This window comes from Kitasatospora sp. NPDC048286, assembly GCF_043201735.1.
Taxonomy (GTDB): Bacteria; Actinomycetota; Actinomycetes; order Streptomycetales; family Streptomycetaceae; genus Kitasatospora.
This window is the reverse complement of record NZ_JBICZE010000031.1, coordinates 17,144-42,161: the sequence shown is the minus strand read 5'-3', so window position 1 is coordinate 42,161 and position 25,018 is coordinate 17,144. Positions and strand designations below refer to the sequence as shown.

Annotated in this window: 22 protein-coding genes; 9 read left to right on the top strand and 13 right to left on the bottom strand. The window is 74.5% G+C overall.

The features are described from left to right. Positions 1-275 (top strand): hypothetical protein (locus ACGF13_RS39720; protein ID WP_392884475.1); only part of this gene is annotated, 275 nt, incomplete at its 5' end. 135 nt (positions 276-410) lie between these two features. Here ACGF13_RS39720 and ACGF13_RS39715 read toward each other — a convergent pair. Then, positions 411-1,415 (bottom strand): stage II sporulation protein M, encoded by a 1,005-nt coding sequence (locus tag ACGF13_RS39715; protein WP_392884473.1) that lies wholly within the window; start codon positions 1,413-1,415, stop codon positions 411-413. Positions 1,416-1,739: 324 nt separating this feature from the next. Between ACGF13_RS39715 and ACGF13_RS39710 the strand changes: the two genes are divergently transcribed. After that, positions 1,740-2,762 carry an RDD family protein gene (locus tag ACGF13_RS39710; protein WP_392884472.1) on the top strand — a complete coding sequence of 341 codons (1,023 nt, stop codon included), beginning with the start codon at positions 1,740-1,742 and terminating at the stop codon, positions 2,760-2,762. Between the two features lie 29 nt (positions 2,763-2,791). Here the strand turns inward: ACGF13_RS39710 and ACGF13_RS39705 are convergent, their stop codons facing one another. Next, entirely contained in the window at positions 2,792-3,430 is a 639-nt protein-coding gene (locus ACGF13_RS39705) for a hypothetical protein (RefSeq protein WP_392884471.1), read from the bottom strand. A gap of 117 nt (positions 3,431-3,547) precedes the next feature. Here ACGF13_RS39705 and ACGF13_RS39700 point away from each other — a divergent pair, with 117 nt between their 5' ends. Together ACGF13_RS39700 and ACGF13_RS39695 are read left to right on the top strand one after the other, a co-directional pair. Further along, positions 3,548-4,060, top strand: a complete 513-nt coding sequence (locus tag ACGF13_RS39700) for a SigE family RNA polymerase sigma factor (protein ID WP_392884469.1) — start codon at positions 3,548-3,550, stop codon at positions 4,058-4,060. Next, entirely contained in the window at positions 4,057-5,082 is a 1,026-nt protein-coding gene (locus ACGF13_RS39695; RefSeq protein WP_392884468.1) for a hypothetical protein, read from the top strand. Before ACGF13_RS39700 ends, ACGF13_RS39695 begins: the two co-directional genes overlap by 4 nt. Positions 5,083-5,150: 68 nt before the next feature. On the opposite strand, the gene ahcY is transcribed toward ACGF13_RS39695, so the two are convergent. The 6 genes from ahcY to ACGF13_RS39665 form a co-directional block, all read right to left on the bottom strand. Then, positions 5,151-6,599 (bottom strand): adenosylhomocysteinase, encoded by a 1,449-nt coding sequence (gene ahcY, locus ACGF13_RS39690; protein WP_392884466.1) that lies wholly within the window; start codon positions 6,597-6,599, stop codon positions 5,151-5,153. A 340-nt stretch (positions 6,600-6,939) separates the two neighbouring features. Next, on the bottom strand, positions 6,940-7,917 hold the full coding sequence (locus ACGF13_RS39685; RefSeq protein WP_392884465.1) for a cation diffusion facilitator family transporter: 978 nt from the start codon (positions 7,915-7,917) through the stop codon (positions 6,940-6,942). A 79-nt stretch (positions 7,918-7,996) separates the two neighbouring features. Next, complete coding sequence (locus ACGF13_RS39680) at positions 7,997-9,247, bottom strand: SIS domain-containing protein (protein WP_392884464.1); 1,251 nt, start codon at positions 9,245-9,247, stop codon at positions 7,997-7,999. Between the two features lie 81 nt (positions 9,248-9,328). After that, entirely contained in the window at positions 9,329-9,511 is a 183-nt protein-coding gene (locus tag ACGF13_RS39675) for a Trm112 family protein (RefSeq protein ID WP_224284587.1), read from the bottom strand. Between the two features lie 123 nt (positions 9,512-9,634). Further along, entirely contained in the window at positions 9,635-11,020 is a 1,386-nt protein-coding gene (locus ACGF13_RS39670) for a phosphomannomutase/phosphoglucomutase (protein WP_392884462.1), read from the bottom strand. Positions 11,021-11,149: 129 nt separating this feature from the next. After that, a complete protein-coding gene (locus tag ACGF13_RS39665) occupies positions 11,150-11,515 on the bottom strand; it encodes a DUF3499 domain-containing protein (protein ID WP_392884460.1) in 366 nt (121 codons plus the stop codon). A gap of 164 nt (positions 11,516-11,679) precedes the next feature. Between ACGF13_RS39665 and ACGF13_RS39660 the strand changes: the two genes are divergently transcribed. Beyond that, positions 11,680-12,132, top strand: coding sequence for a metallopeptidase family protein (locus ACGF13_RS39660; protein WP_392884459.1), 453 nt, complete (start codon positions 11,680-11,682; stop codon positions 12,130-12,132). A gap of 60 nt (positions 12,133-12,192) precedes the next feature. On the opposite strand, the gene ACGF13_RS39655 is transcribed toward ACGF13_RS39660, so the two are convergent. From ACGF13_RS39655 to ACGF13_RS39645, 3 genes are all read right to left on the bottom strand, one after another. Then, on the bottom strand, positions 12,193-13,926 hold the full coding sequence (locus tag ACGF13_RS39655) for a DUF5719 family protein (RefSeq protein WP_392884457.1): 1,734 nt from the start codon (positions 13,924-13,926) through the stop codon (positions 12,193-12,195). Between the two features lie 6 nt (positions 13,927-13,932). After that, a complete protein-coding gene (locus ACGF13_RS39650; protein ID WP_392884456.1) occupies positions 13,933-17,775 on the bottom strand; it encodes a glycosyltransferase family 2 protein in 3,843 nt (1,280 codons plus the stop codon). Between the two features lie 224 nt (positions 17,776-17,999). Continuing rightward, complete coding sequence (locus ACGF13_RS39645) at positions 18,000-18,272, bottom strand: WhiB family transcriptional regulator (RefSeq protein ID WP_030062195.1); 273 nt, start codon at positions 18,270-18,272, stop codon at positions 18,000-18,002. A gap of 625 nt (positions 18,273-18,897) precedes the next feature. On the opposite strand from ACGF13_RS39645, the gene ACGF13_RS39640 reads away from it, so the two are divergent. From ACGF13_RS39640 to ACGF13_RS39630, 3 genes are read left to right on the top strand one after another with little or no spacing between them, the layout of a single operon-like run. Continuing rightward, complete coding sequence (locus tag ACGF13_RS39640; protein WP_392884454.1) at positions 18,898-19,539, top strand: cysteine dioxygenase; 642 nt, start codon at positions 18,898-18,900, stop codon at positions 19,537-19,539. Between the two features lie 41 nt (positions 19,540-19,580). Further along, positions 19,581-20,540, top strand: a complete 960-nt coding sequence (gene cofD / locus ACGF13_RS39635; protein ID WP_392884452.1) for a 2-phospho-L-lactate transferase — start codon at positions 19,581-19,583, stop codon at positions 20,538-20,540. After that, positions 20,537-21,829 (top strand): coenzyme F420-0:L-glutamate ligase, encoded by a 1,293-nt coding sequence (locus ACGF13_RS39630; RefSeq protein ID WP_392884451.1) that lies wholly within the window; start codon positions 20,537-20,539, stop codon positions 21,827-21,829. Before cofD ends, ACGF13_RS39630 begins: the two co-directional genes overlap by 4 nt. A 57-nt stretch (positions 21,830-21,886) precedes the next feature. Here ACGF13_RS39630 and ACGF13_RS39625 read toward each other — a convergent pair whose 3' ends face one another. Both ACGF13_RS39625 and ACGF13_RS39620 read right to left on the bottom strand, forming a co-directional pair. After that, positions 21,887-22,798, bottom strand: a complete 912-nt coding sequence (locus tag ACGF13_RS39625) for a DNA-3-methyladenine glycosylase family protein (protein WP_392884449.1) — start codon at positions 22,796-22,798, stop codon at positions 21,887-21,889. Between the two features lie 149 nt (positions 22,799-22,947). Continuing rightward, positions 22,948-24,096, bottom strand: coding sequence for a peptidoglycan recognition protein (locus ACGF13_RS39620; RefSeq protein WP_392884447.1), 1,149 nt, complete (start codon positions 24,094-24,096; stop codon positions 22,948-22,950). Positions 24,097-24,200: 104 nt separating this feature from the next. Between ACGF13_RS39620 and ACGF13_RS39615 the strand changes: the two genes are divergently transcribed. Continuing rightward, positions 24,201-24,992 carry a TIGR03089 family protein gene (locus ACGF13_RS39615; RefSeq protein ID WP_392884445.1) on the top strand — a complete coding sequence of 264 codons (792 nt, stop codon included), beginning with the start codon at positions 24,201-24,203 and terminating at the stop codon, positions 24,990-24,992. Positions 24,993-25,018 lie beyond the last annotated feature (26 nt).

Here is a 25,018-nt window from a genome sequence, read left to right as displayed (position 1 = left end):
TTTGGCACGCTGTTGAGTTCTCAAGGAACGGACGCTTCCTTCGGACCGCCTTCCAGCAGGCCCTCCGGGCTTCGTTCTTTCGTGTTTCCAGCTTACCAGATGTTTTCCGCTCCGTTTACCGGGGCTTCATTCATCCGATTCCCGCTGGCGGGATTTCCTGCGAACTTCGTTCCGAAGCCTATCAAGGCTTTCGGAGTGCTCAGTCCGTGGGATTTGCTTCGTCGGAGGGCGCGCATTTCGTGAAACGCGCTCGCCTCGATTCGGCGGTGTCGTAGACACTAACGCCCGGGTCCGACTGTTGTCCAGTCAGTCCCAACCGTTCAAACCTACTAGCCCACCCACACCACGTCAATGGTTTGGTCGGGGTGAGAAGAAGAGTAGCAGGTCAGGAGCCTGTTGATCACATCGGCTCAGGCCGCGACGGGCTGGAGGTCCGCCCGGTCGGCCGCGTCCAGATCACCGGACTCGCCGTCCTCGGCGGCCTTTCGGCCCAGCACCAGGGCGTAGACGAGGAAGGCCGCCTCGGCGAGCACGCCGATGGAGATGCGGGCCCAGGTCGGCAGGCCGGACGGGGTCACGAAGGCTTCGAGGACGCCGGAGACCGCCAGCACCGTCGCCAGGCCGATCGACATGCCGATGATCGCGCGGCCCTGTTCCGCCAGTGCCACCGAGCGGGTCCGCGGGCCGGGGTCGATGACGGTCCAGCCGAGGCGCAGGCCGAGGCCGCCGGCCACGAAGACCGCGGTCAGCTCCAGCAGGCCGTGCGGGATGAGCAGGCCGAGGAAGACGTCGAGGCGACCGGCGGAGGCCATCAGCCCGACGCCGACGCCGAGGTTCACCGCGTTGGTCCACATCACGTAGAGCACCGGAATGCCCAGCGCGATCCCGAACAGCAGGCACTGCACGGCGATCCAGGCGTTGTTCGTCCAGACCTGCGCCGCGAAGGAGCTGGCCGGCCGGTCCGAGTAGTACGTCTCGTACTGGCCGCCGGGGCGGGTCAGCTCCTGGAGGTGCTCGGGTGCGACCAGGCTGTTGCGGACCTCCGGGTGGGTGGCGACCCACCACGCGAGCAGGACGGTGGCGACCATCGAGACGATCGCCACCGGCACCCACCAGTGGCGCGCGCGGTACAGCGCGGCCGGGAAGCTCACCGTGTAGTAGCGGGCGACGTCCTGCCAGCCGTTGGTCCGGGCTCCGGTCACCGCGCTGCGGGCGCGGGAGACCAGGCCGGTCAGCCGGCTCACCAGGGCCGGTTCGGGCGCGGCGGCCTGGACCTTGGCGAGGTGTCCGGTGGCGCGCTGGTAGAGCGTGACCAGCTCGTCGGCCTCCTCGCCGCTGAGCCGGCGCCGCCGGGCGAGGGCGTCCAGCCGGGCCCACTCCCCCTGGTGGGTGGCGACGAAGACGTCCAGGTCCATTTCGGCGGCTCCATGATCGGCGGCGGGCGCGGACGTGCGCGGGCGGGCGGGTGGGTCCAGGCTGGCGGTCCGGGCCGGCGGGTCCGGGCGGACGCGTGCGGCCCAGCATGCCAGCAGGGACTGCCGCCCGGGCCGTCGGGATCTCACTTCCCGTGCGCCCGCCGGGCCCCGTATGTTGGCGGCTGCGGATCAGACTGCGGAGAGCGGGTCACGGGGGGGGAGCCGGTCCGGGGTGACTGCCTCCCCCGGGTGCAGCCGTTGTCCCAGGGGTGGATCTCCATGGGCGAGCCGTACGGGCTCCAAGAACGTGAACGGACAGGTGTCTTGAGCGACCTGGTGACGGGTGAGGCGGTCGTTCTCGGCCTCCAGACGGCGAAGCTTCCGAGCAGGGCCCTGGCGATCGTGATCGACCTGTTGGTGGAGTTCGCCGCCCTGCTGGTGTTCACGCTGGTGCTGAGCGTCGCCCTGATCGGCCTCGACAACGCCGCGCTGGCCGCCACGATGATCGGCCTGACGGTGTTCTTCATGGTGGCCGTGCCGGTGATGATCGAGACCCTCACCCGCGGCCGCTCGCTCGGCAAGGCCGCGCTCGGTCTGCGGGTGGTGCGCACCGACGGCGGGCCGGTGCGGTTCCGGCACTCGCTGGTGCGCGGACTGGTCGGCTTCTTCGAGATGATCGTGCTGACCGGCGCCCCGGCCGTGATCACCTCGGCGGTGCACTCGGACGGCAAGCGGCTCGGCGACATCTTCGCCGGGACGGTGGTCGTCCGCGAGCGCACCCCGGGTGCGGGCGGTTCCGCCGCCTCGCTGCCGCCCGTACACCCGCAGCTGCTGCAGGCGATGGGCCACGAGCTGGTCGCGATGGACCTGTCCGCCGTGCCGGAGCCGCTCTGGCTTGCCATCCGCCAACTGCTCGGCCGGGTCGGCCAGTTGGACCCCGCGGTGATGAACCAGATGTCCACCCGGCTGGCCGGGGACCTGTCCGCCAAGATCGGCCACCCGGTCGCGCCGGGGCTGCACCCGGCCGCGTACCTGGGCGCGGTGCTCACCGAGCGCCAGCGGCGCGAGTGGACGCGGGCCCGGGAGCAGCAGTGGGCGGCCGGGCCGATACCCGCCGGGGCGGTCCCCGCTCAGCCGGTCCCCGCCCAGGCGCCGGCTCCCGTGCCGGCTCCGACGGTCCCGGCCGGTCGGCCCACCCGGGTCCTCGGTCTGCCGCCGCAGCAGCAGCCCGCTCCCATGCCCCCGGCCGTACCCGCGGCCCCGGCCGCGCCGGCCCCGACCGCCGCACCGACGGCCCCGTCCCTCGACAAGCCCGCCGCCGACACCGGCTTTGCCCCGCCCGCCTGAAGCCCGGCCACCACGGCCGTACGGGCCCGCTACTCCTCCTCCGCCCCCACCCGCCAGGCGTTCGGCGGCGACTCCAGCTCCTCCAGCTCGATCCCCTCCGCCGCCAGCACCACGTCCCCCGCCAGGTGCACGACCTGCTGCTCGCCCGTCTCCAGGTCCGCCACCTGGTACCGCTCGACCAGCAGCGGCCCCGAATCCGTCTCGTGGGTGTCGACGCCCTCCAGCAGCCACCCCTGGTCGAGGGTGCGCGGCGCCAGCACCGGCTCGGTGAGGGCCACCAGCCGCACCCGCGCGCTCGCCCCCTCCCGCAGCCGCAGCAGCCGGGCGGTGGCGACGAGGAAGCCCGGCGAGCGGCCGGTGAAGGCGTGCGCCCGGTCGTGGCCCTCCACCGCGTGCTCGCCACCGGGGTCGGCCGCGTCGGTACGGACCCAGGCCACCCCGTCCACCGCCCCGCCGCGCACCTGCCAGCCGCCGGCCCGCAGTTCCATCCGCAGCGGCCGGGCCCGCGAGTCCAGCGTGAGGTCGGTGCTGCCGAGCACCCGGCCGTCCGGCGCGTAGGTCTTGGAGACGTACCGCCAGCCGACCGCCCCGGGGGCGCAGCTGAAGCGCTCCTCCCCGAGCAGGACGTGGTCATGAGGGTCATGGAGCGAGTACCGGCCGTTGGGCATGCCGGAAAGCCTACGTGCGCCGCGTGCGCGCTCCGCGTGCAACCTTCCGGCCGGTGCCCGCATTAGAGCGGCGGACGGCGCGGCGGCGCGTCGCCACCACGACGAGAGGGGGTGCGGATGGCGAAGCAGACGCGCGACGTGGAGTTCACGGAGTACGTGGCCTCCAGGAGCGGCTGGCTGCGCAAGGTCGCCTATCTGCTGTGCGGGGACTGGCACCGGGCCGACGACCTGGTGCAGGAGTGCGCGACCAAGCTGTACGTGAACTGGTCACGGGCCGGCCGGGTGGAGAACCTGGACGGCTACGCCCGCAGGGTGCTGGTCAACACCTTCCTCGCCGAGCAGCGCACCTCCTGGTGGCGGCGGATCTCGCGGACCGCGACGCCGGTGGACGTCGCGTCGGTGGCCGCCGACCTCGACGCCAACCTCGACCTGCGCGAGGCGCTGGCCGCGCTGCCGCCCAGGCAGCGGGCCACCGTGGTGCTCCGGTACTACTGCGATCTCACGGTCGATCAGACCGCCGATGCGATGAGCTGCTCCTCGGGCAATGTGAAGAGCCAGACCTCACGCGCTCTCGCCACCCTCCGGACGACCCTCACCCCTCGTCCCACCACCGCCGAGAGGACGCCATGAGGACGCACGAGCAGCGTGATCTGACCGCCCGGCTGAGCGCCCTCGCCGAGGCCCCGGCGCCGCCCCCCGCACTCGACGCCTCGGCCGTGATCGCCCGCGGGCGGGTCCGGCTGCGCCGCCGCCGGCAGGCCCTGATCGGCGTGGTGGCCGGGTCGACCGCCGCCGTCCTGGCCGGGGTGCTGCTGCTGCACCCGGCCGGGGGCCCGCCCGCACCGGCCGTCCCCGCGCCCACCGCACCGGCCTCGATCACGCCGTCCCCGACCGCCGCACCGACCCCGGCGGCCGCCACCGGTCCGCTGAGCACGGAGGTCCGCTTCGGCTGGCTTCCGCAGTGGCTGGCCCACCCGGCCGTCGGCTACGCGAACAGCGACGGCCGGTCCGTCGCGACCGCGGCCACCACGACCGCCGTCCTCAACGCGGTCCCCGACCTGAAGCTGGAACTGCTGCGCGGCCCCGGCGAGTCCGTCGCCCCCGGTACGCACACCGTCACCGCGCCCGCGGTCGCCGGCCGGGAGGCCCGCTGGCTGGTCACCGACGCGTCGGGAACCACGACCGGCCTGCGCTGGCGGACCGAATCCGGCCGCTGGGCCGAACTGCGCGCCACGGTGTGGCTGGGGTCGAAGATCCAGGACGACCTGCTCCGGGTCGCCGCCGACGTCCGGTTCGGTACCTCGGACGTCCCGTTCCCGGTGCGGCCGACCGGCGTGCCCGCCGACCTCAGGCTGCGGACCGCCGAGGTCCACCGGCCCAGCAAGGACTCCGAGCCCAAGTGGAGCGCCATCCTGTCGTACACCGTCGACGACAAGTGGCTGAGCGTCACGATCCAGCCGGACGGCTTCGGGACGTTCGCGGACGGCCGGCCGAACGGCGGCACCCCGGTGTGCCGGGTCGCGAAGGGCGTCCGGCTCTGCGCCAACGGCACCGCGGCACAGGCCGCTTCCGTCCAGGCGGCCGGCGGGCTCGCCGGCCTGCTCGAACGGTTCGACGTGCTCGGCGCGGACGAGGCGTCCTGGGCCCGCTGACGCGCCCCGCACACGCCGACGGCCGGCGCCCCCGGAGAGGAGGCGCCGGCCGTCGGACCGTCAACCGGTCAGTAGCGGTACTGCTCGGCCTTGTACGGGCCCTCGACCGGAACGCCGATGTAGTCGGCCTGCTCCTGGGTCAGGGTGGTCAGCTTCACGCCCAGCGCGTCGAGGTGCAGGCGGGCGACCTTCTCGTCCAGGTGCTTCGGCAGCACGTAGACGCCGATCGGGTACTGCTCGGTCTTCGTGAACAGCTCGATCTGGGCGATCGTCTGGTTGGCGAAGGAGTTGGACATCACGAAGGACGGGTGGCCGGTCGCGTTGCCCAGGTTCAGCAGGCGGCCCTCGGACAGCATGATGATGGTGTGGCCGTCGGCGAAGCGCCACTCGTGGACCTGCGGCTTGACCTCGGTCTTCACGATGCCGGGCAGCTTCGCCAGGCCCGCGATGTCGATCTCGTTGTCGAAGTGACCGATGTTGCCGACGATCGCCTGGTGCTTCATCTGCTCCATGTGCGAGGCAAGGATGATGTCCTTGTTGCCCGTGGTGGTGATGAAGATGTCGGCGATCGAGACGACGTCCTCCAGGGTGGTGACCTGGTAGCCGTCCATCGCGGCCTGGAGCGCGCAGATCGGGTCGATCTCGGTGATGATCACGCGGGCGCCCTGGCCGCGCAGCGACTCGGCGCAGCCCTTGCCGACGTCACCGTAGCCGCAGACGACCGCGACCTTGCCGCCGATCAGGACGTCGGTGGCGCGGTTGATGCCGTCGATCAGCGAGTGGCGGCAGCCGTACTTGTTGTCGAACTTCGACTTGGTGACGGCGTCGTTGACGTTGATGGCCGGGAACAGCAGCTTGCCGTCACGGTGCATCTCGTACAGGCGGTGGACACCGGTGGTGGTCTCCTCGGTCACGCCCTTGATCGTGGAGGCGACCTCGGTCCACTTGTTCGGGGTGTCCTTGAGGGTGCGGTTGAGCAGCTCCAGGATGATCCGGAACTCGTCGTTGTCCGCGGTGGACGGGTCCGGAGCGGCACCGGCCTTCTCGAACTCGACGCCCTTGTGGATCAGCAGGGTGGCGTCGCCGCCGTCGTCCAGGATCATGTTCGGGGTCTTGCCGTCAGGCCAGGTCAGGGCCTGCTCGGTGCACCACCAGTACTCGTCCAGGGTCTCGCCCTTCCAGGCGAAGACCGGCACGCCCTGCGGGTTCTCCGGGGTGCCCTCCGGGCCGACGGCGATGGCCGCGGCCGCGTGGTCCTGGGTGGAGAAGATGTTGCAGGAGCACCAGCGGACCTCGGCACCGAGCGCCGTCAGGGTCTCGATCAGGACGGCGGTCTGCACGGTCATGTGCAGCGAGCCGGTGATGCGGGCGCCGGCCAGCGGCTGCGACTCGGCGTACTCGGCGCGGATCGCCATCAGGCCGGGCATCTCGTGCTCGGCCAGCTGGATCTCCTTGCGGCCGAACGGCGCCAGGGAAAGGTCGGCGACCTTGAAGTCACCGGTGATGTCGGTCGACATGCGTCTGCTCCTCGCTGATGGGGTGGGGCCAAAGGTCCGGGCGTGCTTCGCGCGCGTCAGGCCGTACGGGTGCACGGCCACGCCGGGACCGCCGGATCCGCGCCGGACCGGCCTCCCGTTGCGCAGCACAAACCGTCGGAGGACCTCTCTCCCTCGACCGGCGCACACCCTACGGGTGCGGACCGCCGATCGACCGCCATCAGCAGCGACGTTCTGGCTCTGGTGACGAATCTACACCGACGGCCCCGTCGGCCGTCCGCCGATGACCGATTTCGGCCTGCGGTCCGACCGGGCCCGAGCCGGGCCCGTGACGGTCCCCCGGCCGTGGCCGGGGGACGGCTCAGTGCTCGCCGCCGGGGCCCGGGCCGCCGGGCGTGGCGGCCGGGTCGTCGCCCGCCGCGGCCTTCTCGGCGCTGTAGACGTCGGGCTCCAGGTAGATCGCCCGGGCGATCGGGACGACCGCGCGCACCCGCTCCTCGGCCGCGTCGATCGCCTCCGCGACCCGGGCGGCGCTGTCCTCGGCGTTGACGGCGATCTTGGCGGCGACCAGCAGCTCCTCGGGGCCGAGGTGCAGGGTGCGCATGTGGATCACCCCGGTGACGGTCTCGCCGTCCACCAGCGCCTCCCGGATCCGGCGCACCGAATCCTTGTTCGCCGACTCGCCGAGCAGCAGCGACTTGGTCTCCAGGGCGAGCACCACGGCGATCACCACCAGCAGGACGCCGATGCACAGGGTGCCGATGCCGTCCCAGACGCCGTCACCGGTGATCACGGTGAGCCCGACGCCGAACAGCGCCAGCACCAGGCCGATCAGCGCGCCGGCGTCCTCCAGCAGCACCACCGGCAGCTCCGGCGCCTTGGCGGTGCGGATGAACTGGGTCCAGCTCTGCTTGCCCTTGGCCTTCTCCGACTCCCGCATCGCCGTCAGGAAGGACCAGCCCTCCATGCCGATCGCGAAGACCAGCACGCCGATCGCCCAGCCCCAGGCGTCCAGCGCCTCCGGGTGGCTGATCTTGTGCCAGCCCTCGTAGATCGCGAACAGGCCACCGACGCTGAACAGCACGATGGCCACCAGGAAGCCGTACACGTAGCGCTCGCGGCCGTACCCGAAGGGGTGCTCCTCGTCGGCCTCCCGGCGCGCCCGCTTGCCGCCGATCAGCAGCAGCACCTGGTTGCCGGAGTCGGCCACCGAGTGCACGCCCTCGGCGAGCATCGAGGAGGAGCCGGTGAAGCCGAAGGCGGTGAACTTGGCCGCCGCGATCGCCAGGTTCGCGGACAGTGCCGCGATCAGTGCCTTGGTGCCGCCTTCGGTACTCATGCCTCTTCTTCCTCACGGGTCGGTCAGCGTCGTCGAGCGCTTACCGTACCGGCCGGGAAGTCCCGTCCGACCGACCGCCTCAGGACTGCGCGGCCGCGAGCCCCAGGTAGACGGCGGCGAAGTCGGTCAGCGCGACCAGGTCGGCCAGCGCGTGCAGCGCGTCCGGCCGGGTGCTCGCGTACTCGGTCAGCCGGACGTCGTGGGCGGCGGCCAGCCGGTGCGCCCGGGTGACGCCGAAGCTGCGCGGCCCGGCGTCCTCCTCCGGCACCTCGACCGGGCCGTCCCGCCCCTCCTCCGCCACCGGGCCGGCCGCGCCCGGGACGTGCCGCAGCAGCAGGACCTGCAGGTGCAGCGGGTCCGGCTCCTCGACCCGGTCGCGGAAGAAGTCGTCCGGGTCGGCGCCCGCGCCCAACTGCCCGGTGAACATGCCGCGGTGGGCGGTGAGCACCTGCGGCAGCGGCCCGGCCAGCGCCGGGCGCCCGGCCCGGTCGGCCAGCTGCGCGGCGAACCGGGCGGCGGCCGCCCCGGCGATCGGGCCCTCGGCCCACAGCAGCGGGACCGTCCCGGCCAGCCGGGCGGCCAGGCCCTTCGCCGGGTTGGTGTACGCGGCGGCGTCCGGGCGGCAGCGCACCGCGGCGGCGTCCAGCAGGTCGGCGACGGCCGGCAGCGCGTCGTACGGAAGCTGGGTGAGGCCGATCTTCTGGGCCAGCGCCAGCATCGGGGCGAGGTGGGACCAGAGCGCCGCCGGGTCCTCGGCCGGCAGGTCCGGCTCGACGGCCGGCACGGGCGCGAGGTCCTCGGACAGCACCGAGGCCGTGAACGGCAGCGGCAGCGCGCGCACCTGCAGCGCGGCCTCGGCCAGCGCGCTGCCGGCCGGGGCGGTGACGACGATCGCGCAGCCGCGCGCGTACGCCTGCTCGGCGAGGCTGACCAGACCCTGCTCACCGCCGTCGGCGGAGCTGATCACCAGCAGGTCCAGCGGGCCGGCCCAGCCGGGCAGCTGCCAGCCGAGCCCGGCGGTGAAGGCGGGCCGGGCGCCGGCCCGGTCGGCGCGCGGGGCGGCCGCCTCGGTCGGCGGCAGCGCCGTGACCAGGGAGCCCGTGCCGGCCAGCGCGGACAGCATCTCGGCGGCGGTCAGCGCGCTGCCGTGCCCGGCGACCAGGACGGCGCGCGGACGGCCGTCCGGACGCAGCCGGTCGAGGCCGGCCGACTCGGCCTGCCGCAACGCGGTGCGGACCCGCGCGCCGGCGCCGGCCAGGGCCAGCAGGGCGCGGTCGTGGTCGGCGCGCTGGAGCGCGGCCGGGTCGTCGAGCAGGGTGTCGTCGAGCATGCGGCGAACCTCCGGCTGCGGTCCTCTGGGCGCGCGCTCCGCTGCGCGCCGGGCGGTCGGGGTGGGGCTTCGCCCCCAGGATCACGCCGGGCGGCGGGCCTCGTCCACCAGGAGGACCGGAATGCCCTCGCGGACCGGGTACGCGAGGCCGCAGTCCGCACCGGTGCAGACCAGCTCGGGCTGCTCCTCGGTGCCGCCCTCGGCGAGCGCGGCCCGGCACTGCGGGCAGACCAGGATCTCCAGCAGGAAGGATTCGAGCTTCATGGGGCTCTCCAAAGTTCGGGGGTGGCACGGAGGTGCCCCGGCCGATAGGAAACCCTACCGGCCGGGGCACCGGGGCCCGTGGTCAGGCGCGGGGCTCGGACCGTGGCCCCCGGGCCTCGGGGCTCAGCCGCGGACGACGGCGAGCACGCCGTCGCGCAGCTCGGCCATCTTCGCCGGGTCCTTGGCCTCGACGTTCAGGCGCAGCAGCGGCTCCGTGTTGGAGGCGCGCAGGTTGAACCACCAGTCCGGGCCGGCCACGGTCAGGCCGTCCAGCTCGTCCACCGTGGTGCCCTCGCCGCCGGCGAAGGCGGCGCGGACGGCGGCGGTGCTGGCGGCCTGGTCGGCCACCGTGCTGTTGATCTCGCCGGAGGCGGCGTAGCGGTCGTACTCGGCGGTGAGCGCGGACAGCGTGCCCGGCTGCCCGCCGAGCGCGGCCAGCACGTGCAGCGCGGCGAGCATGCCGGTGTCGGCGCGCCAGAAGTCGCGGAAGTAGTAGTGGGCGGAGTGCTCGCCGCCGAAGACGGCGTCGGTCTCGGCCATCTCCTGCTTGATGAAGGAGTGGCCGACCCGGGTGCGCACCGGCTTGGCGCCGAGCTCGCGGACCACCTCGGGGACGGTCCAGGAGGTGATCAGGTTGTGGATGACCGTCGGCTCGGCCTCGCCGGCGGCCTTGGCGCGGGCGACCTCGCGGACGGCCACCAGGGCGGTGATCGCCGACGGGGAGACCGGCTCGCCGCGCTCGTCCACGACGAAGCAGCGGTCGGCGTCGCCGTCGAAGGCCAGGCCCACGTCGGCGCCGACCTCGCGGACCTTGGCCTGGAGGTCGACCAGGTTCTTCGGGTCGAGCGGGTTCGCCTCGTGGTTCGGGAAGGTGCCGTCCAGCTCGAAGTACATCGGGACGAGCTCGATCGGCAGGCCGTCGAAGACGGTCGGCACGGTGTGGCCGCCCATGCCGTTGCCGGCGTCCACCGCGACCTTGAGCGGGCGGATCGCGGTGAGGTCGACCAGGCCCAGCAGGTGGTCGGCGTAGCCGCGCAGGGTGTCCTGGGCGGACAGCGCGCCCGGCTTCACGTCCTTGACCGGGACGGTGACGGTGTCGTCCTCGGCGGTCCAGGACTCGACCAGCTCGCGGATCTCGGCCAGGCCGGTGTCCTGGCCGACCGGGGCGGCGCCGGCCCGGCACAGCTTGATGCCGTTGTACTGCGCCGGGTTGTGGCTGGCGGTGAACATCGCGCCGGGCAGGTCGAGCTTGCCGCTGGCGTAGTACAGCTGGTCGGTGGAGCACAGCCCGATCTGCACCACGTCGGCGCCGTAGGCCGCCGCACCCTCGGCGAAGGCCAGGCTCAGCGACGGGGAGGAGGGCCGCATGTCGTGCCCGACCACGATCGCGGACGCGCCGGTGACCTGCACGAACGCGGCACCGAAGGCCCGGGACAGGCTCTCGTCCCACTGGTCCGGGACGACGCCCCGGACGTCGTACGCCTTCACGAGCTGCTTGAGGTCGCGCACTGCGGCTCCACCCTGGTCTTAGGACCGATCACGATACGTCTGGGCCACCGCGCGTCCGGTCGACGGGCGCGGTGACGGTAGACGGGCAGCGTACCCGGGCCGGACGAACGCCCCGTGCCGGGTGAGGGCTCAGTTGTCGGGCGAGCGCAGGACCCGGAGGTGGCCGCGGCGGCCGCCCTCGGTGGACTCGCCCTCGGGGAACCGGCCCTGACGGTGGGTCTGCGGGCGGGCGGCCTCGCGCACGGCGTTGGCCAGCGCCTCCAGGTCGTCGCTGCTGCGGCGCAGCGGCCCGGCCTCCGCGGCGAGCCGGACGACCTCCCAGCCGCGCGGGGCGGTGAGGCGCTCGGCGTGCTCGGCGCACAGGTCGTAGCAGTGCGGCTCGGCGTAGGTGGCGAGCGGGCCGAGGACGGCGGTGGAGTCCGCGTAGACGTACGTCAGCGTCGCGACGGCCGGCCGGCCGCACGCGGTCCGCGAACAACGACGTACAGAGCTCACGAGGGTGGACGGTACCGCACTCCCCGCCGGGGAGCGAAGACCGGCTGCCCGGAGGGGGTGCCGTGTCGCCCTCCGGGCGCCGGGGCCGCGGATCCGGCGCCCCGTGTGATTCCCCGTCGGAGTGGTCCACTTCCGACCGTCCAAGGACTACCCTCGGCAGTGATATGGACAGCTCCGCACCGCAGTCATCGACAGGCCCGGCGCGCCGCCCCCGGCACCGCGACCGGCACGGGCGGGGCCTGCGCGGCCCGCTGGCGCCGCCCCAGGTGCCGATCTCGCTCACCCGCTCCGAACTGTTCGACGACTACGTGCGCGAGTCGGTGGAGCGCCTCGAGCGGCGTTGGCCGCAGCTGATCGAGGTGGAGTTCGCCGTGCAGGAGGTGCCGCTGCACGAGCCGGACGGCGCCGACCCCGAGGACGGCGTGCCGCTCGGGCGGGTGTCGCCGGGTGGGCAGGGGCGCAAGAGCCAGATCGTGGTGTACCGGCGGCCGGTGGAGATCCGGGCGAAGACCCGGGAGGACCGCGCGGCGCTGGTGCACGAGATCCTGATCGAGCAGGTCGCCGAGCTGCTGGGGCTGTCGCCGGACGCCATCGACCCGCGCTACGACGAGGACTGAACCCCGACGGGGGCGGCACCCGGTGGTGCCGCCCCCGTCGTCCGCCCTGAGCGGGACGGCTCAGCGCAGGACGACGCCCGGGTCCTGACCGGCCTGCGGGACCTTGACGGTGCTGCGGTCGTCGCGCAGCGCCTGGACGGTGAACATCGGCACGTCCTTGGTCGGCAGGGACAGCATCCGGGCGGCCACCACGGGGCCGCCGGAGACGGTCTCCACGGTGAGCGCGAAGGTCCCGTTCAGCCCGGCGGGCTCGGGTGCCGGGAGGGCGACCGTGCCGCCGGCCGGGACCTGGACCTCCTTGGTGGCCGGGGTGCCGCCGCCGCTGCCGGCCGAGGCGGTGACCCGGACGGTGGCGGCGTCGCCGCTGGAGGTCAGGTAGAGCGTGGAGGCGCCGGCCCGGTTGTCGGCGACGGTGGCGCGGGCGCCGACCGGGTTGCTGCCGGACAGCCAGGCCGCGTCGGTCTTGCCGTTGGCCGCCGCCCGGTCGACCCGCAGTCCGGCCACGATCGGGGTGCGGTGCTTGTCGTCGCTGGGCGACAGCCGCAGCCCGGCGACCTCGTCCCGGGTGACCTTGCCGAGGTCGACGGCGGCCACCATGCCCGCCTTGACGTGGATCGACTCGTTGCCGGCCGGGCTGAACCAGCCGTTCTTGCCGGACAGCTGGATCTTCAGGTCGGCGTCGTCCTCCGGCGGCGCCCAGACCACCAGGCGGGCCGAGGCGGTGTCGGCGGGCAGGCCGGGCAGCACCTGGACGGGGGCCGGGTCGGCCGAGGCCGGGACCCAGTCGGCGCCCTTGCCGCTGTCGGCGGCGTGCAGCGCGGCCCCGACCCGCCCGGAGCGCGCCACCACGTGCACCGCGAGGTCGGCGACCGCGCCCTTGCTGATGGTCGACAGCAGGATGGCCTGGGAGCTGCCGGGCGGGACGGTGATCCCGTTGGCGGCGTCGTTGTCGATCAGGCCCTTGTCGCCGTACAGCTTGATGTCCACCACCGCGGCGGAGGACTCGGTGTTGACCAGGCTGACGTAGTCGACCCGGTCGGCGGCGGTGCTGGCCCCGGCGAACCAGAAGCCGGTCCCGGCCGGGGTGCACGTGAGGCCGGACAGGCCGAGGCCGCGCGGCTCGGTGACCACCGTGCTCTGGGTGACGGTGAAGCCGGGGGCGAGGACGCCGGTGGCGACGGCCCCGGTGCCGGGCGCGGCGTCGCCGTTGGCGGCCGGGCCGGTGGCCGGGGTGCCGGGCTTGGGCACGGTCAGCCGGGCGTCGGCGGGTGCCGCGTTCCTGTCCTGGGCCGGGGCGGCGGGGGCGCCCGAGCCGGTCGGCGCCGGGGTGGCGGGCGCCGCCGGAGCGGTGGTCGGCTGGGCGGCGGGCGCGGCGGGCGCGGCCGCGTCGGAGAGCCAGCCGGCCCCGCCGGTGGCGGAGCCCGTCCCGGGCGGGGTGTAGGCGGTGAGCGTGGTCGAGCCGGTCAGGCCCTGGAGCGGCTGCGGGCAGACCGCGGACGTCCGCTCCACCTGCGCGGTGGTCGGCGCCACGCCGGCGGCCGCCTTGGCCGGAGCGGCCGGCGGGCGCACCTCGGCGATCCCGAACACCGCCGCGAGCACCACGGCCGCGGCGAGCAGCGACGGGGTGGTCCTGGCCGCGCCGCCGGCCCCGGCGGCGAACCGGCTGCGGCCTGGGCGGGCCGCCGGGGCCGGCCCGGACGGCTCCGCCGCGAAGGCGGGCCCGGCCTGCTCGGCGGCCGCGTCGGCGCCGGACTTCTTCCTGAACGCGGGCTTCTTCATCGCGGGCTTCTTCATCGCGGGTCAGCTCCCCGATCCGTGCTGGTGCGGGTACCGGCCGGGGCCGTTGGGGTCGTTCGGGTCGTAGTAGGGCTCGGGCTGCTGCCCGCCGGGCCCCCAGGGCTGCCCGTCCGGCTGCGGCTGGTGCCCCTGGTACCCGTGGGCGTCGTAGCCGTACGGCTGCTGCTCGGGCTGGTACGGCTGCTCGTAGCCCTGCTGCTGTTGCTGGTAGCCGTCGTACGTCTGCCCGCCGTACGGTGCAGCGACCGGCTGCTGGGCCGCGTACTGGTCGTAGCTGTACGGGTCGGCCTGCTGGTACGCCTGGTACGGGTCGCTGTACTGCTCGGCGTCCTGGACGGCGGCGGCCGCCTGGACGGCTCCGGTCAGCGGCTCGGCGGTCGGCTGGGCCGGGATCGCGCCCGGCCTGTCGTACACCCCGGACTCCTCGGCGCCGCCCTCGGTGCCCTCGCCGGCCTCGCCGCGCTCGGCCATCCGGCGGGCCCGGCGGCTGCCGGGCGCGGGGGCCTGCGTCTGGGCGGCGGCCAGCGCGGCGGCGGCGACCACCTCCTCGGGCAGGTCGTCGTCCTTGTGGCTGCGGCGGCCGGGCAGGGCCAGCACCAGGATGGTGAGGCCGAGCAGCACCTGGGCCCAGATCCAGCCGGTGTGGGCGGCGCCGCCCTCCCGGGTGACGGCCAGCTTGCCGCCGGCGGCCGGGAGCTTGAAGCCCTGCGCCCAGCCGTCGACCGTGGTGGGCTCCAGCGCGGTGCCGTCCACGGTGGCCTTCCACTCCGGGGCGGCGGACTCGGCGAGTCGCAGCACCCGGCCGTCCGGGCCGGCCGGGACGGTGGTGGACAGGTCGCGGGTGCCGGACGGGACGACCACCGGGGTGGCGCCCGGGGCGGTGATCACCGCGCGGACCGCGGGGGCGCCGTTGACCTGCCAGAGCGCGGCGGCGCCGTCCTGGTTGGCCTTGACCAGGCCGGGGGTGGTGTCCAGGACGTCCTTGTAGACGTCGATCACCGGCTGCTGGACCAGCACGTAGGCGATGCCGTAGCCGGCCAGGGCGCTCGCCTGGTCGGCGCCGGAGCCGGCCAGCAGGCTGCCGACCATCCGGTTCAGGCCGTCCTGGGTGCCGGTCGCCGGGTCGACGGTGGACTCGGCCTGGCCGAGCGTCAGACCGGCGCCGCGCAGCACGGTGTAGCGGACCGCTCCGCCGTTCCTGTCGCCGGTGACGACGAGGGTGCGGGCCCGGTCGGTGGTGCCGGCCTCCTCGGCGATGAAGGCGGGGACCTGGTCGGCCTGGCCGCGGTGCAGCGGACCGCCGGCGCCGGTCAGCGCCCACCACAGGCCGGTGCCGAGCGGGGCCAGGACGGCCGCGGCCACCACCAGGGCGGCCACCGGCTGGCGCCAGCCGAAGGCGATCCCGGCGACGCGGGCGTTGGCGCCGTCGGCGCCGATCGCGGCGGCGGCCAGCAGGGCGATCCCGGCGATCAGGGTGGCAGGGCCGGCCCAGGCGGGCACCGCAGGGCCGCCGGAGGCCGGGGTGACGGAGGTGCCCGCCACCGCGACCGCGAAGACCAGGCCGGCGCCGGCCGCGCCCCAGGCCACGAGCACCGCGCGGCGGCGGTCGGCGCGCAGCAGCGCGGCCAGCGCGGCCAGCACGACACCCGCCGAGAGCCAGATCGGCGGCACTCCGGCGCCGCCCGGGTTGACCAGCAGCAGGCCGGGCGCGCTCGCGCCGGTGCCGTGCAGGCCGGGCAGCCCGGCCTCCAGCAGCAGCCACTGCGGGTGCGACAGCACCTTGAGCGACCACGGGGCCAGCACCGCGACCGGCACCGCCAGGATCACCAGGACGCGCAGGCCGAGCAGCCGCAGCGCAGCGCCGCCGGATCCGAAGGCGCCGCCGCGCACCACCGCGACGACCAGCATCGCCAGGCAGAGCGGCACCGCGAGCGCCCACGTTATCGGGACGAACGCGGTGGCCAGGGTGAGCAGCAGGACGGTCATCCAGACCGGGCGCCAGCCCGGGCGGGCGCCCTTGGCGGCGCTCTCGTCGCGGATGCCGAGGCCGGCCGCGATGGCGGCGGCGCGGGCCAGCGGCGGCAGCAGCACGGCGAGCACGGCGGTGCCGATCCGGCCCTGGGCGAGCGCGCCGGTCGCGGCGGGCAGCAGCGCGTAGGTGGCGCTGGCCCAGGCGCGGACCAGCTTGGAGTCCAGCAGCGGCCGGGACACCAGGTAGGCGCTGACCGCGGACAGCGGGACGGCGAGCACCACGAGCAGGGTGAGCGCGAGGTCGGCGTGGTCGAACAGCAGCCAGGAGAGCACCGCGAGCACGCCGAGGTACGGCGGTGCGGCGGCGGTGGAGCCGGTGCCGACCGGGTGCCAGGAGTCCGCGTACATCGACCAGAGGCCGCCGGCCCCGTCGGCCGCGGGCAGCAGGGCGCCACCGAACAGTTCCCCGCCGGCGAGCAGGCCGCGGCAGGCGATCAGGGCGAACACCAGCAGGGCCGCGAACAGCACCGGCGCCGGGCGCCGGGCGAGCTTCTTGAGCAGCGTGAACTGCTCGACGACCAGGTCCTCGGCGTCCTCGTCGCCGCCGGCCTCGGCCGAGCCGTGTCGGCCGCCGGTGTCGTCGCCGCCCCCGATCCCGAGCGAGCCGATGACGCCCTCGACCGCCAGCCGGGTGGTGGCGCCGGGGGCCGGGAAGAGCGTGCGGTCGTCCAGGGCGTCCGCCGACCGGGACTTGGCGCGGCGCTTGCGCGCGGCCAACAGCCGTGGGAGGCGGACGAGTTCGTGGCCGAGGCCGGCGAGTTCGTCGAACGCCTGACGCGGGTCCTTGCCGAGCAGGTTGGTGACGGCCCGCACCAGGGTGCCGAGCACCAGCCGCAGCAGGACGTAGGGGAAGAGCGCGCCCTTGCTGTTGGCGAGCAGGGTGTAGACGGCGCCGGCCTTGTCCACCCGGTGCGGGTGGGAGGGGCCGCAGTCGATCGCCCGGCGCTCGCGGGCGGCCGCCTCGGCGTGCCGCAGCACGGCGTCGGGGGCGACCACCACCCGGTGGCCGGCGGCGTTGACCCGCCAGCAGAAGTCGGTGTCGTCCCGCATCAGCGGGAGGGCCCGGTCGAAGCCGCCGAGCTCCTCGAAGACGTCCCGGCGCACCAGCATGCCGGCGCTGGAGACGGCGAGCACCGGGCGGACCTGGTCGTGCTGGCCCTGGTCCTGCTCGCGGCGGTCGAGGCCGGTCCAGCGGCGGCCGGAGCGGGCGATGGTGACGCCGACCTCCAGGAGCTGGCGGCGGTCGTACCAGCTGCGCAGCTTGGGGCCGACCACGGCGGCGCTGGGGGTGGAGTCGGCGACCTGGAGCAGTCGGCGCAGCGCGTCGGTCTGCGGCTCGCAGTCGTCGTGCAGCAGCCAGAGCCACTCGACCGGCCGGGTCTCGCGCGGGCCGCCGCGGCCGAGGTCGTCCTCCTGGGCGAGCGGGTCGCCGAAGTCGTCCCAGCCGCCGGTGACCGGGTCGTAGCCGGAGGGGTCGAGCCGGTACGGCAGGTCCTCCGGGCGCAGGGGCGCGCTGCCGGCCACGGCCTCGGCGACGGCGGTGCCGAAGCCGGCCCGGCGGCCGAGGACCAGCGGGCCGCTCTCGGGCAGCCAGTCGGCGAGGGTGTCCGCGAGCAGTTGCGGAGAGTTGTCGGTGGATCCGGTGTCGACCGCGAGGATCCGCTGGACCTGGCGGTCCTGACCGAGCAGGCCGGCCAGGGCCTGCGGGAGCCAGCGGGCGCCGTCGTGCGAGACGACCACGGCGGTGACCAGGTGGCGCGGGTAGGCGGGCGGCCGGGAAGCGGTGAAGCCGCTCTGGTGGCTGTAGACGGTCATCGAGTGCGCGGGCCCCAGTTCTCGGTGGACACAGCCGGTGAACGGCAACCGGATGGCGCACCACACTAACGGCTCCTGGTGACCGCTTCGTCCGGGGTGTGCGTGCGGGGACGGTGAAAGGGGCCCCGGGAACGCGAAAGCGCCCCACCACCGCGGTGAGGCGCCCGTACAGCTGTGCGGTTGTCCCTCGCTGTCGAAGGGTCAGCGGGACCGGGGGCGTCCGGTCAGACCGCGCTCTTCTTGAGCCGACGGCGCTCGCGCTCGGAGAGACCGCCCCAGATGCCGAAGCGCTCGTCATTGGCGAGGGCGTACTCCAGGCACTCCGAGCGGACCTCGCAGGCGAGGCAGACCTTCTTCGCCTCGCGGGTCGAGCCACCCTTCTCGGGGAAGAAGGACTCGGGGTCGGTCTGCGCGCACAACGCCCGCTCCTGCCAACCGAGTTCCTCCTCGTCCTCCGCGATGCCGTCCCCGATCAACAGCTCAAAGAGCTCGCTCATGTGGCGCGCCTCCTCTGCCCCTACTTGGCGTCCCCGTGGTTGCCGTTGCCTCCTGCGGCTGACGACACGAGTGAAATTACAGTTGCGTCACTCTGGCCCAGTCAAGCCGAGCTCTGGTATTGGGGCCGGGATTCACTCCCTGGCACCAAGCCGTTACGAATAGTGTACATATCCGGACACATCGGACCATCCGCCTCAAGGTCCTGAACGGTGCCGAACCATCCGCAACCACTCGCCGGGTGACGCGCGATCACCGCCACAAGGCCGGTCATCGGCCTGCCTTCCCGGCGATCTTCCCATCGAAACATAGAGAGTGATGAATCACCCCATCAGGGAAAGATCCGGACCTAACCCACTCGAATGCCGCATCATTGCGTTTGACACCGGCCCTACGGATGCGGTGTCCTTGCTGCTATGTCAGAGTTCGCCAGCCCCCGGAGCGGTTCCACCCTCCGCCGTGCCGTGAACTCCTGTTGTCGCCTCTGTTCCTGCTGTATCTAGGCGCCCGCGTCCCACCGCGCGCCGCCCCCAGGAAGCACAGAGGCCGCCCGCGATTCCCGTCCCACGGACATCCCGGATCCGGCTGATCCCGACACACCAGCCGACTCCTCCGAGGACGACTCCCGTGCGCATGATCCGCATCCGCGAGCGGAACCGCGACCGCAACAAGCTCGCCCGCCGCAGCCCCGCCACCGTCCGCACCGGCACCCCCGCCGACGCCCGGACCCGCCAGTGGGCCGACGGCCTCAGCGACGTCTCCATCGCGGGCGACCCGCTCGCCTTCCCGCACCTGGCCCGCACCGACCTGCCGGCCCACCCCACCAGCGTCGCCGAGTACGCCCGGCTGGTGCGCGAGATCGCCGCCGACCGCGCCCGCTGGGAGCCGCTGGTCCGGTACGACGCGCTGACCCGCTGGTACGCGCGGCTGGAGACCGGCCCCGGCTACGAGGTCTGGCTGCTCAGCTGGCTGCCCGGCCAGTCCAGCGGCTTCCACGACCACGGCGAGTCCTCCGGCGTGATGAGCGTCGTCCGGGGCGAGCTGGTCGAGCGCTCCCTCACCCCGACGGGTGAGAAGACCCGGGAGCTGCGACCGGGCGGGCAGAGGGTGTTCTCCGCCGGGTACCTGCACGAGGTCGTCAACGGCGCACTCGAACCCGCCGTCTCCATCCACCTCTACACCCCGGGCCTGACCGAGATGAACCAGTACGGCGCCACCGCCGTCCCCGAGCAGCACCCGGAGCGGCAGGCGCAGGCCGGATCGCACTGATCCCGGCTGACGGAAAGTCCGACCGTGGCAGGATGAGCCCCATGCGCATCGTGGCACTGGCAGGCGGAATCGGCGGAGCGCGCTTCCTGCGCGGGCTCCGCGCGGCAGTCGGACCGCAGGACGAGATCACCGTCATCGGCAACACCGGCGACGACATCCACCTCTACGGCCTCAAGGTCTGCCCCGACCTCGACACCGTGATGTACACCCTCGGCGGCGGCATCAACGAGGAGCAGGGCTGGGGCCGGACCGACGAGACCTGGTCCATCAAGGCCGAGATGAAGGAGTACGGCGTCGGCCCCGAGTGGTTCGGGCTCGGCGACCGGGACTTCGCCACCCACCTCGTGCGCAGCCAGATGCTCACCGCCGGGTACAGCCTCAGCCAGGTCACCGAGGCGCTGTGCGTGCGCTGGAAGCCGGGCGTGCGGCTGCTGCCGATGAGCGACGACCGGGTCGAGACCCACGTGCGGATCACCGACGAGCAGGGCACCCGGGCGATCCACTTCCAGGAGTACTGGGTCAAGCTGCACGCCGCGGTGGACGCCGAGGCCATCGTCGCGGTCGGCGCGGACACCGCCAAGCCCGCGCCCGGCGTGCTGGAGGCGATCGCCGAGGCGGACGTCATCCTCTTCCCGCCGTCCAACCCGGTGGTCTCGATCGGCACCATCCTCGCCGTCCCCGGCATCCGGGAGGCCGTGGCCGCCGCGCCCGCCCCGGTGGTCGGGCTCTCCCCGATCGTCGGCGGGGCGCCGGTGCGCGGCATGGCCGACAAGGTGCTCGCGGCGGTCGGCGTCGAGGCCACCGCAGAGGCCGTGGCGCTGAACTACGGCTCCGCCCTGATCGACGGGTGGCTGGTGGACACCGTGGACCAGGCCTCGGTGGCCGCCGTCGAGGCCGGCGGGATCGCCTGCCGGGCCGTCCCGCTGCTGATGACCGACGTCGAGGCGACCGCCGAGATGGCGCGCGCCGCGCTGGCCCTGGCGGAGCAGGTGCGCAAGTGACGCTGGAGATCCTCGGAGTCGACGGCATCCCGGAGGTCACGGCCGGGGCGGACCTGGGCGAGCTCATCGCCAAGGCGGGGACGTACCAGGACGGCGACATCCTGCTGGTCACCTCGAAGATCGTCAGCAAGGCCGAGGGCCGGCTGCTGCACGCCGCCGACCGCGAGGCCGCGATCGACGCCGAGAGCGTCCGGCTGGTCGCCCGGCGCGGGCCGATCCGGATCGTGGAGAACCGCAACGGCTTCGTCATGGCCGCCGCCGGCGTCGACGCCTCCAACACCGCCCCCGGCACCGTGCTGCTGCTGCCCGAGGACCCGGACGCCTCCGCGAGGGCGCTGCGGGCCCGGCTCCGGCAGCTCACCGGCCGCCGGCTCGCCGTCCTCGTCACCGACACCTTCGGACGGCCCTGGCGCGACGGGCTGACCGACGTCGCGATCGGCGCCGCCGGGCTCGGCGTCCTGGACGACCACCGGGGGCGCGTCGACGGCCACGGCAACACGCTGGAGTCGACCGTCGTCGCGACGGCCGACGAACTCGCCGCCGCCGCCGACCTGGTGAAGGGCAAGACGACCGGCGTCCCGGTGGCGGTGGTGCGCGGACTCGGACACCTCGTCACCGCCGAGGACGGCGAGGGCGTCCGGCCGCTGGTGCGGCCCTCCGCGGACGACATGTTCCGGCTCGGCACCTCCGAGGCGCTGCGCCAGGCCGTCACCCTGCGGCGCACCGTCCGCTCCTTCACCGCGGAGCCGGTCGACCCGGGCGCCGTCCGGCGAGCCGTCGCCGCCGCCGTCACCGCACCCGCCCCGCACCACACCACGCCGTGGCGGTTCGTGCTGCTGGAGTCGGCGGACACCCGGGTGCGGCTGCTCGACGCGATGCTCGACGCCTGGCAGCGCGACCTGCGCGAGCTCGACGGCTGGGACGAGGAGCGGATCGCCCGGCGCACCGCCCGCGGCGACGTCCTGCGCGACGCCCCGTACCTGGTGGTGCCCTGCCTGGTGACGGACGGCTCGCACGACTACCCCGACCGGCGCCGGGCCACCGCCGAACGGGAGATGTTCACCGTCTCGGCCGGCGCCGCCGTGCAGAACCTGCTCGTCACGCTCACCGGCGAGGGCTACGGCTCCGCCTGGGTCTCGTCCACGATGTTCTGCCGCGACACCGTACGAGCGGCCCTGGACCTCCCGGACGGCTGGGACCCGATGGGCGCCATCGCCGTCGGTCGCCCCGCCGAACCCCCGAAGCCCCGCCCGGAGCGCAGTGCCGACGCCTTCATCGAGGTGCGGTAAAGCCTGTCGCAGCGGAAGCAGAAGCGGAAGCGGAAGCGGAAGCGGAAGCGGACCGGCTCAGCGGCGGCGGTGGTCGTTGGGGGCCAGGCGGGGGCCGTAGCGGGGGGCCCGGGCGCCGGCGGCCAGCAGGAGGCGGCAGAGCCGGTGGCGCTGGGGGCGGTAGGGCTCCAGCAGGGCGAGCATCTGGGCGTCGTCGCTGCGGGGGCGACCGGCCAGGGCCCAGCCGACCAGGTTGGGCAGGTGGAAGTCCCCGACCGAGACCGCGTCCGGGTCGCCGTTGCTGCGCTGCAGCGTCTCGGCGGCCGTCCAGACCCCGATGCCGGGGACGGCGGTGAGACGGGCGAAGGCCTCCTCGTGGCCCATCGCCGAGGCCTCCTCCAGCCGCGGCGCCAGCCGGACCGCGCGGATGACCGTCGCGGAGCGCTTCGGGTCCACGCCCGCCCGGTGCCACTCCCAGCTCGGCACCAGCGCCCACTCGCGGGCCGACGGCGCCACCCGCATGCCCTCGGCCGGGCCCGGCGCCGGGGTGCCGAAGTCCCGCAGCAGGGTACGCCAGGCGCGGTAGGCCTCGTCGGTGGTGACCTTCTGCTCCAGGATCGCCGGTACCAGCGACTCAAGCACCAGCCCCGTCCTGGTCAGCCGGACCCCGGCGGTACGGCGCTGGGCGTCCCGCAGCGGACCGGGCGGCAGGACCAGCGACTCCGGGGCGTCCTCGGCGCCGAGCAGGGCGGGGGCGCGGTCGAGGAGCCAGTCCGCGCCCGGACCCCACGCGCTCGCCTCGACCTCGCCGCTGGCCGGACGCGGCAGCACCCGCAGGGTGCCGACACCGGCCGGGGTGCGGGAGGCGCGCCAGACGGCGCCGTCGCCGGTGCTGCGGTACGCCGGGTCGGCGGGGCCTCGGCGCAGCGGGAGCAGGGTGCGGGCGACGTCCAGCGGGAAGCCCGGGCGCCAGCGCCGTACTGCCTCCACTGCCGTCGCCTCCTGTGTCGCCTCCGGATATGAACGATACGCGCGGGGTCGGACAGGCCCGGAGGGGCGCCGGCGGGCGCCGCGCGGCACGAAGGTCCCGCGCCCCGGGCGGGACGCGGGAAGCGGAGGGGGACGGGGAGAGCGGCGGGTCAGCGGGCCTGGAGCCGGGCCCCGGCCGCGCGCAGGTCGGGCAGGCGGGCGTAGAGGGCGTCACCGGGGCACTCGGTGGCGACGCCGTCGCGGTGGCCGGAGATGGCGTCGAACTCGACGACGGTGCCCAGGGGGTAGCGGCTGGAGCTGGAGCCTGAGGTGAGCTTGGTGCGGCCGTCGGTGGCGCGGCCGGTGAGGCCGAGCTTCCAGGCGGAGATGGCGGCGAGGCCGTCGAGGAGGGGCTGGGGCGGCTGGTCGTCGACGTAGGTGCCGATCGCGGCGACGCCGGAGGTGTCGGTGTTGAAGCCGAGGGTGTGGGCGCCGTGGACGGGCTGCTCGACGCCGCCGGCCCGGCCCTCGTAGACGGTGCCGCAGCGGTCGACCAGGAAGTTGTAGCCGATGTCCCGCCAGCCGTTGGTCTTCACGTGGTACTGGTAGATCGCCCGGATCATCCGGGGTGCGTCGGAGCAGTCGTAGTCGGTGGCGGTGTCGGTGTGGTGGATGAAGACCGCGCGGACCGGGCCGGTGTAGTCGAAGTCCTTCCCGCGCAGTGACTCGTCGGCGCCCCAGCCGGCCCGGGTGACGATCGCCGGACGCGAGGCCTGGCCGGTGAGGAGCACGCTGGGCGGCCCGACGGAGGACCCCACGGGCGGCTCCGCGGGCAGGGTCCGTACGGCGGCGGAGGCGGCGCCTGGCCCCGGGTCGACCAGGTCGACCCGCAGCCCGGGCGGCACTCCGGCGGGCCCGGGCCGCAGTTCGACCGCGACGCCGTCACTGCGGCCGGTCCAGAGCGGGGCGGTGGCGCCGTGCGCCGGGTGGTCGGGGCCGTCCCCGGCGTCGGCCTTCAGCCGGCGCCAGTCGCTCCAGCGGCCGGTGGCCGCGTCCCGGGTGCGGACCTGGGCCACCGCGCCGGCGAGCGCGTCAGCCGGGCCGTCCCAGCCGAGGCCGAGGAGTTCGAACGGCGGGGTGTCGCGCGGGGCGAGTCCGGCCCCGGCGGGCAGCGGGAGCGTGGTGGTCGAGCCGCCGCCGGCGAAGTCGTGGCGTTGCGGGGCGGGCGAGGGGGGCGAGGGGGTCGCGGTGGCGGCGGGTTGGAGGAGGAGGGCAGCGGTGCAGCCGGCGAGCAGGGCGGCCGGTAGTGAAAGGCGCATGAAACGGATCGTCGCCGCAAAACGGACCGCCCGCCACGCCGCTCCGCACCCGTTCGGCCGCCCCTCCCGGCCTCCCACCCGAAGGCCGTAGGCTGGGGCGCACCATGACTGCGCCTTTCGCTGCCGATGCCCGCACCCCCGTCGAGCTGCTGCACGCGTTCCTGCGCGGCGGCACCCCTTCGGTCGATCCCGCGGCCCCGCTGGTCACCTTCTACGACGACGCCACCGGCGAGCGGGTGGAGCTGTCCGCCCGCACCTTCGACAACTGGGTGGCCAAGACCGCCAACCTCCTCCAGGACGAGCTGAACGCCGGTCCCGGCGACCGGGCGGCGCTGCTGCTGCCCGCCCACTGGCAGAGCGCCGTGTGGCTGCTGGCCTGCTGGTCCGTCGGGGTGACGGCGGTGCCTGGCGGCGACCCTGCCGCCGCCGACCTGGTGGTCAGCGGCCCGGACGGGCTGGAGGTCGCCCACGCGTGCGAGGGCGAGCGGGTCGCGCTCGCGCTGCGCCCGCTCGGCGGCCGCTTCCCGCAGCGTCCGGACGGCTTCCTCGACTACGCCGCCGAGGTGCCCGGCCAGGGCGACCGCTTCGCGCCGTACTCCCCCGTCGCCCCGGACGAGCCGGCCCTGGAGACCGCGGTGGACGGACTGCCCCTGAAGCTGACGGGCGAGCAGACCGTGGCACTGGCCCGGGAGGGCGCGGTCCGGCTCGGCCTGAAGCCCGGTGACCGGGTCCTGTCAACCCTGTCCTTCGACGACTGGTCCGGTCTGGAGGCCGGTCTGCTGGCGCCGCTGGCGGCCGGCGCCTCGGTGGTGCTGTGCCGCAACTCGCAGGGGCTGGACGCCGGGCAGTGGGAGAAGCGGACGGAATCCGAACGGGTGACACTGCGCCTCGGCTAACCCCCGGGCCGGGCCTGGCGGGTAGG

Excerpts from the sequence above, each read along its gene's own strand:
- ACGF13_RS39675 (WP_224284587.1), bottom strand. The coding sequence starts at position 9,511 with ATGAAGCTCGAATCCTTCCTGCTGGAGATCCTGGTCTGCCCGCAGTGC.
- ACGF13_RS39685 (WP_392884465.1), bottom strand. The coding sequence starts at position 7,917 with ATGAGTACCGAAGGCGGCACCAAGGCACTGATCGCGGCACTGTCCGCG.
- ACGF13_RS39680 (WP_392884464.1), bottom strand. The coding sequence starts at position 9,247 with ATGCTCGACGACACCCTGCTCGACGACCCGGCCGCGCTCCAGCGCGCC.
- ACGF13_RS39705 (WP_392884471.1), bottom strand. The coding sequence starts at position 3,430 with ATGCCCAACGGCCGGTACTCGCTCCATGACCCTCATGACCACGTCCTG.
- ACGF13_RS39620 (WP_392884447.1), bottom strand. The coding sequence starts at position 24,096 with ATGCGCCTTTCACTACCGGCCGCCCTGCTCGCCGGCTGCACCGCTGCC.
- ACGF13_RS39695 (WP_392884468.1), top strand. The coding sequence starts at position 4,057 with ATGAGGACGCACGAGCAGCGTGATCTGACCGCCCGGCTGAGCGCCCTC.
- ahcY (WP_392884466.1), bottom strand. The coding sequence starts at position 6,599 with ATGTCGACCGACATCACCGGTGACTTCAAGGTCGCCGACCTTTCCCTG.
- ACGF13_RS39715 (WP_392884473.1), bottom strand. The coding sequence starts at position 1,415 with ATGGACCTGGACGTCTTCGTCGCCACCCACCAGGGGGAGTGGGCCCGG.
- ACGF13_RS39660 (WP_392884459.1), top strand. The coding sequence starts at position 11,680 with ATGGACAGCTCCGCACCGCAGTCATCGACAGGCCCGGCGCGCCGCCCC.
- ACGF13_RS39615 (WP_392884445.1), top strand. The coding sequence starts at position 24,201 with ATGACTGCGCCTTTCGCTGCCGATGCCCGCACCCCCGTCGAGCTGCTG.
- ACGF13_RS39655 (WP_392884457.1), bottom strand. The coding sequence starts at position 13,926 with ATGAAGAAGCCCGCGATGAAGAAGCCCGCGTTCAGGAAGAAGTCCGGC.
- cofD (WP_392884452.1), top strand. The coding sequence starts at position 19,581 with ATGCGCATCGTGGCACTGGCAGGCGGAATCGGCGGAGCGCGCTTCCTG.
- ACGF13_RS39645 (WP_030062195.1), bottom strand. The coding sequence starts at position 18,272 with ATGAGCGAGCTCTTTGAGCTGTTGATCGGGGACGGCATCGCGGAGGAC.
- ACGF13_RS39650 (WP_392884456.1), bottom strand. The coding sequence starts at position 17,775 with ATGACCGTCTACAGCCACCAGAGCGGCTTCACCGCTTCCCGGCCGCCC.
- ACGF13_RS39700 (WP_392884469.1), top strand. The coding sequence starts at position 3,548 with ATGGCGAAGCAGACGCGCGACGTGGAGTTCACGGAGTACGTGGCCTCC.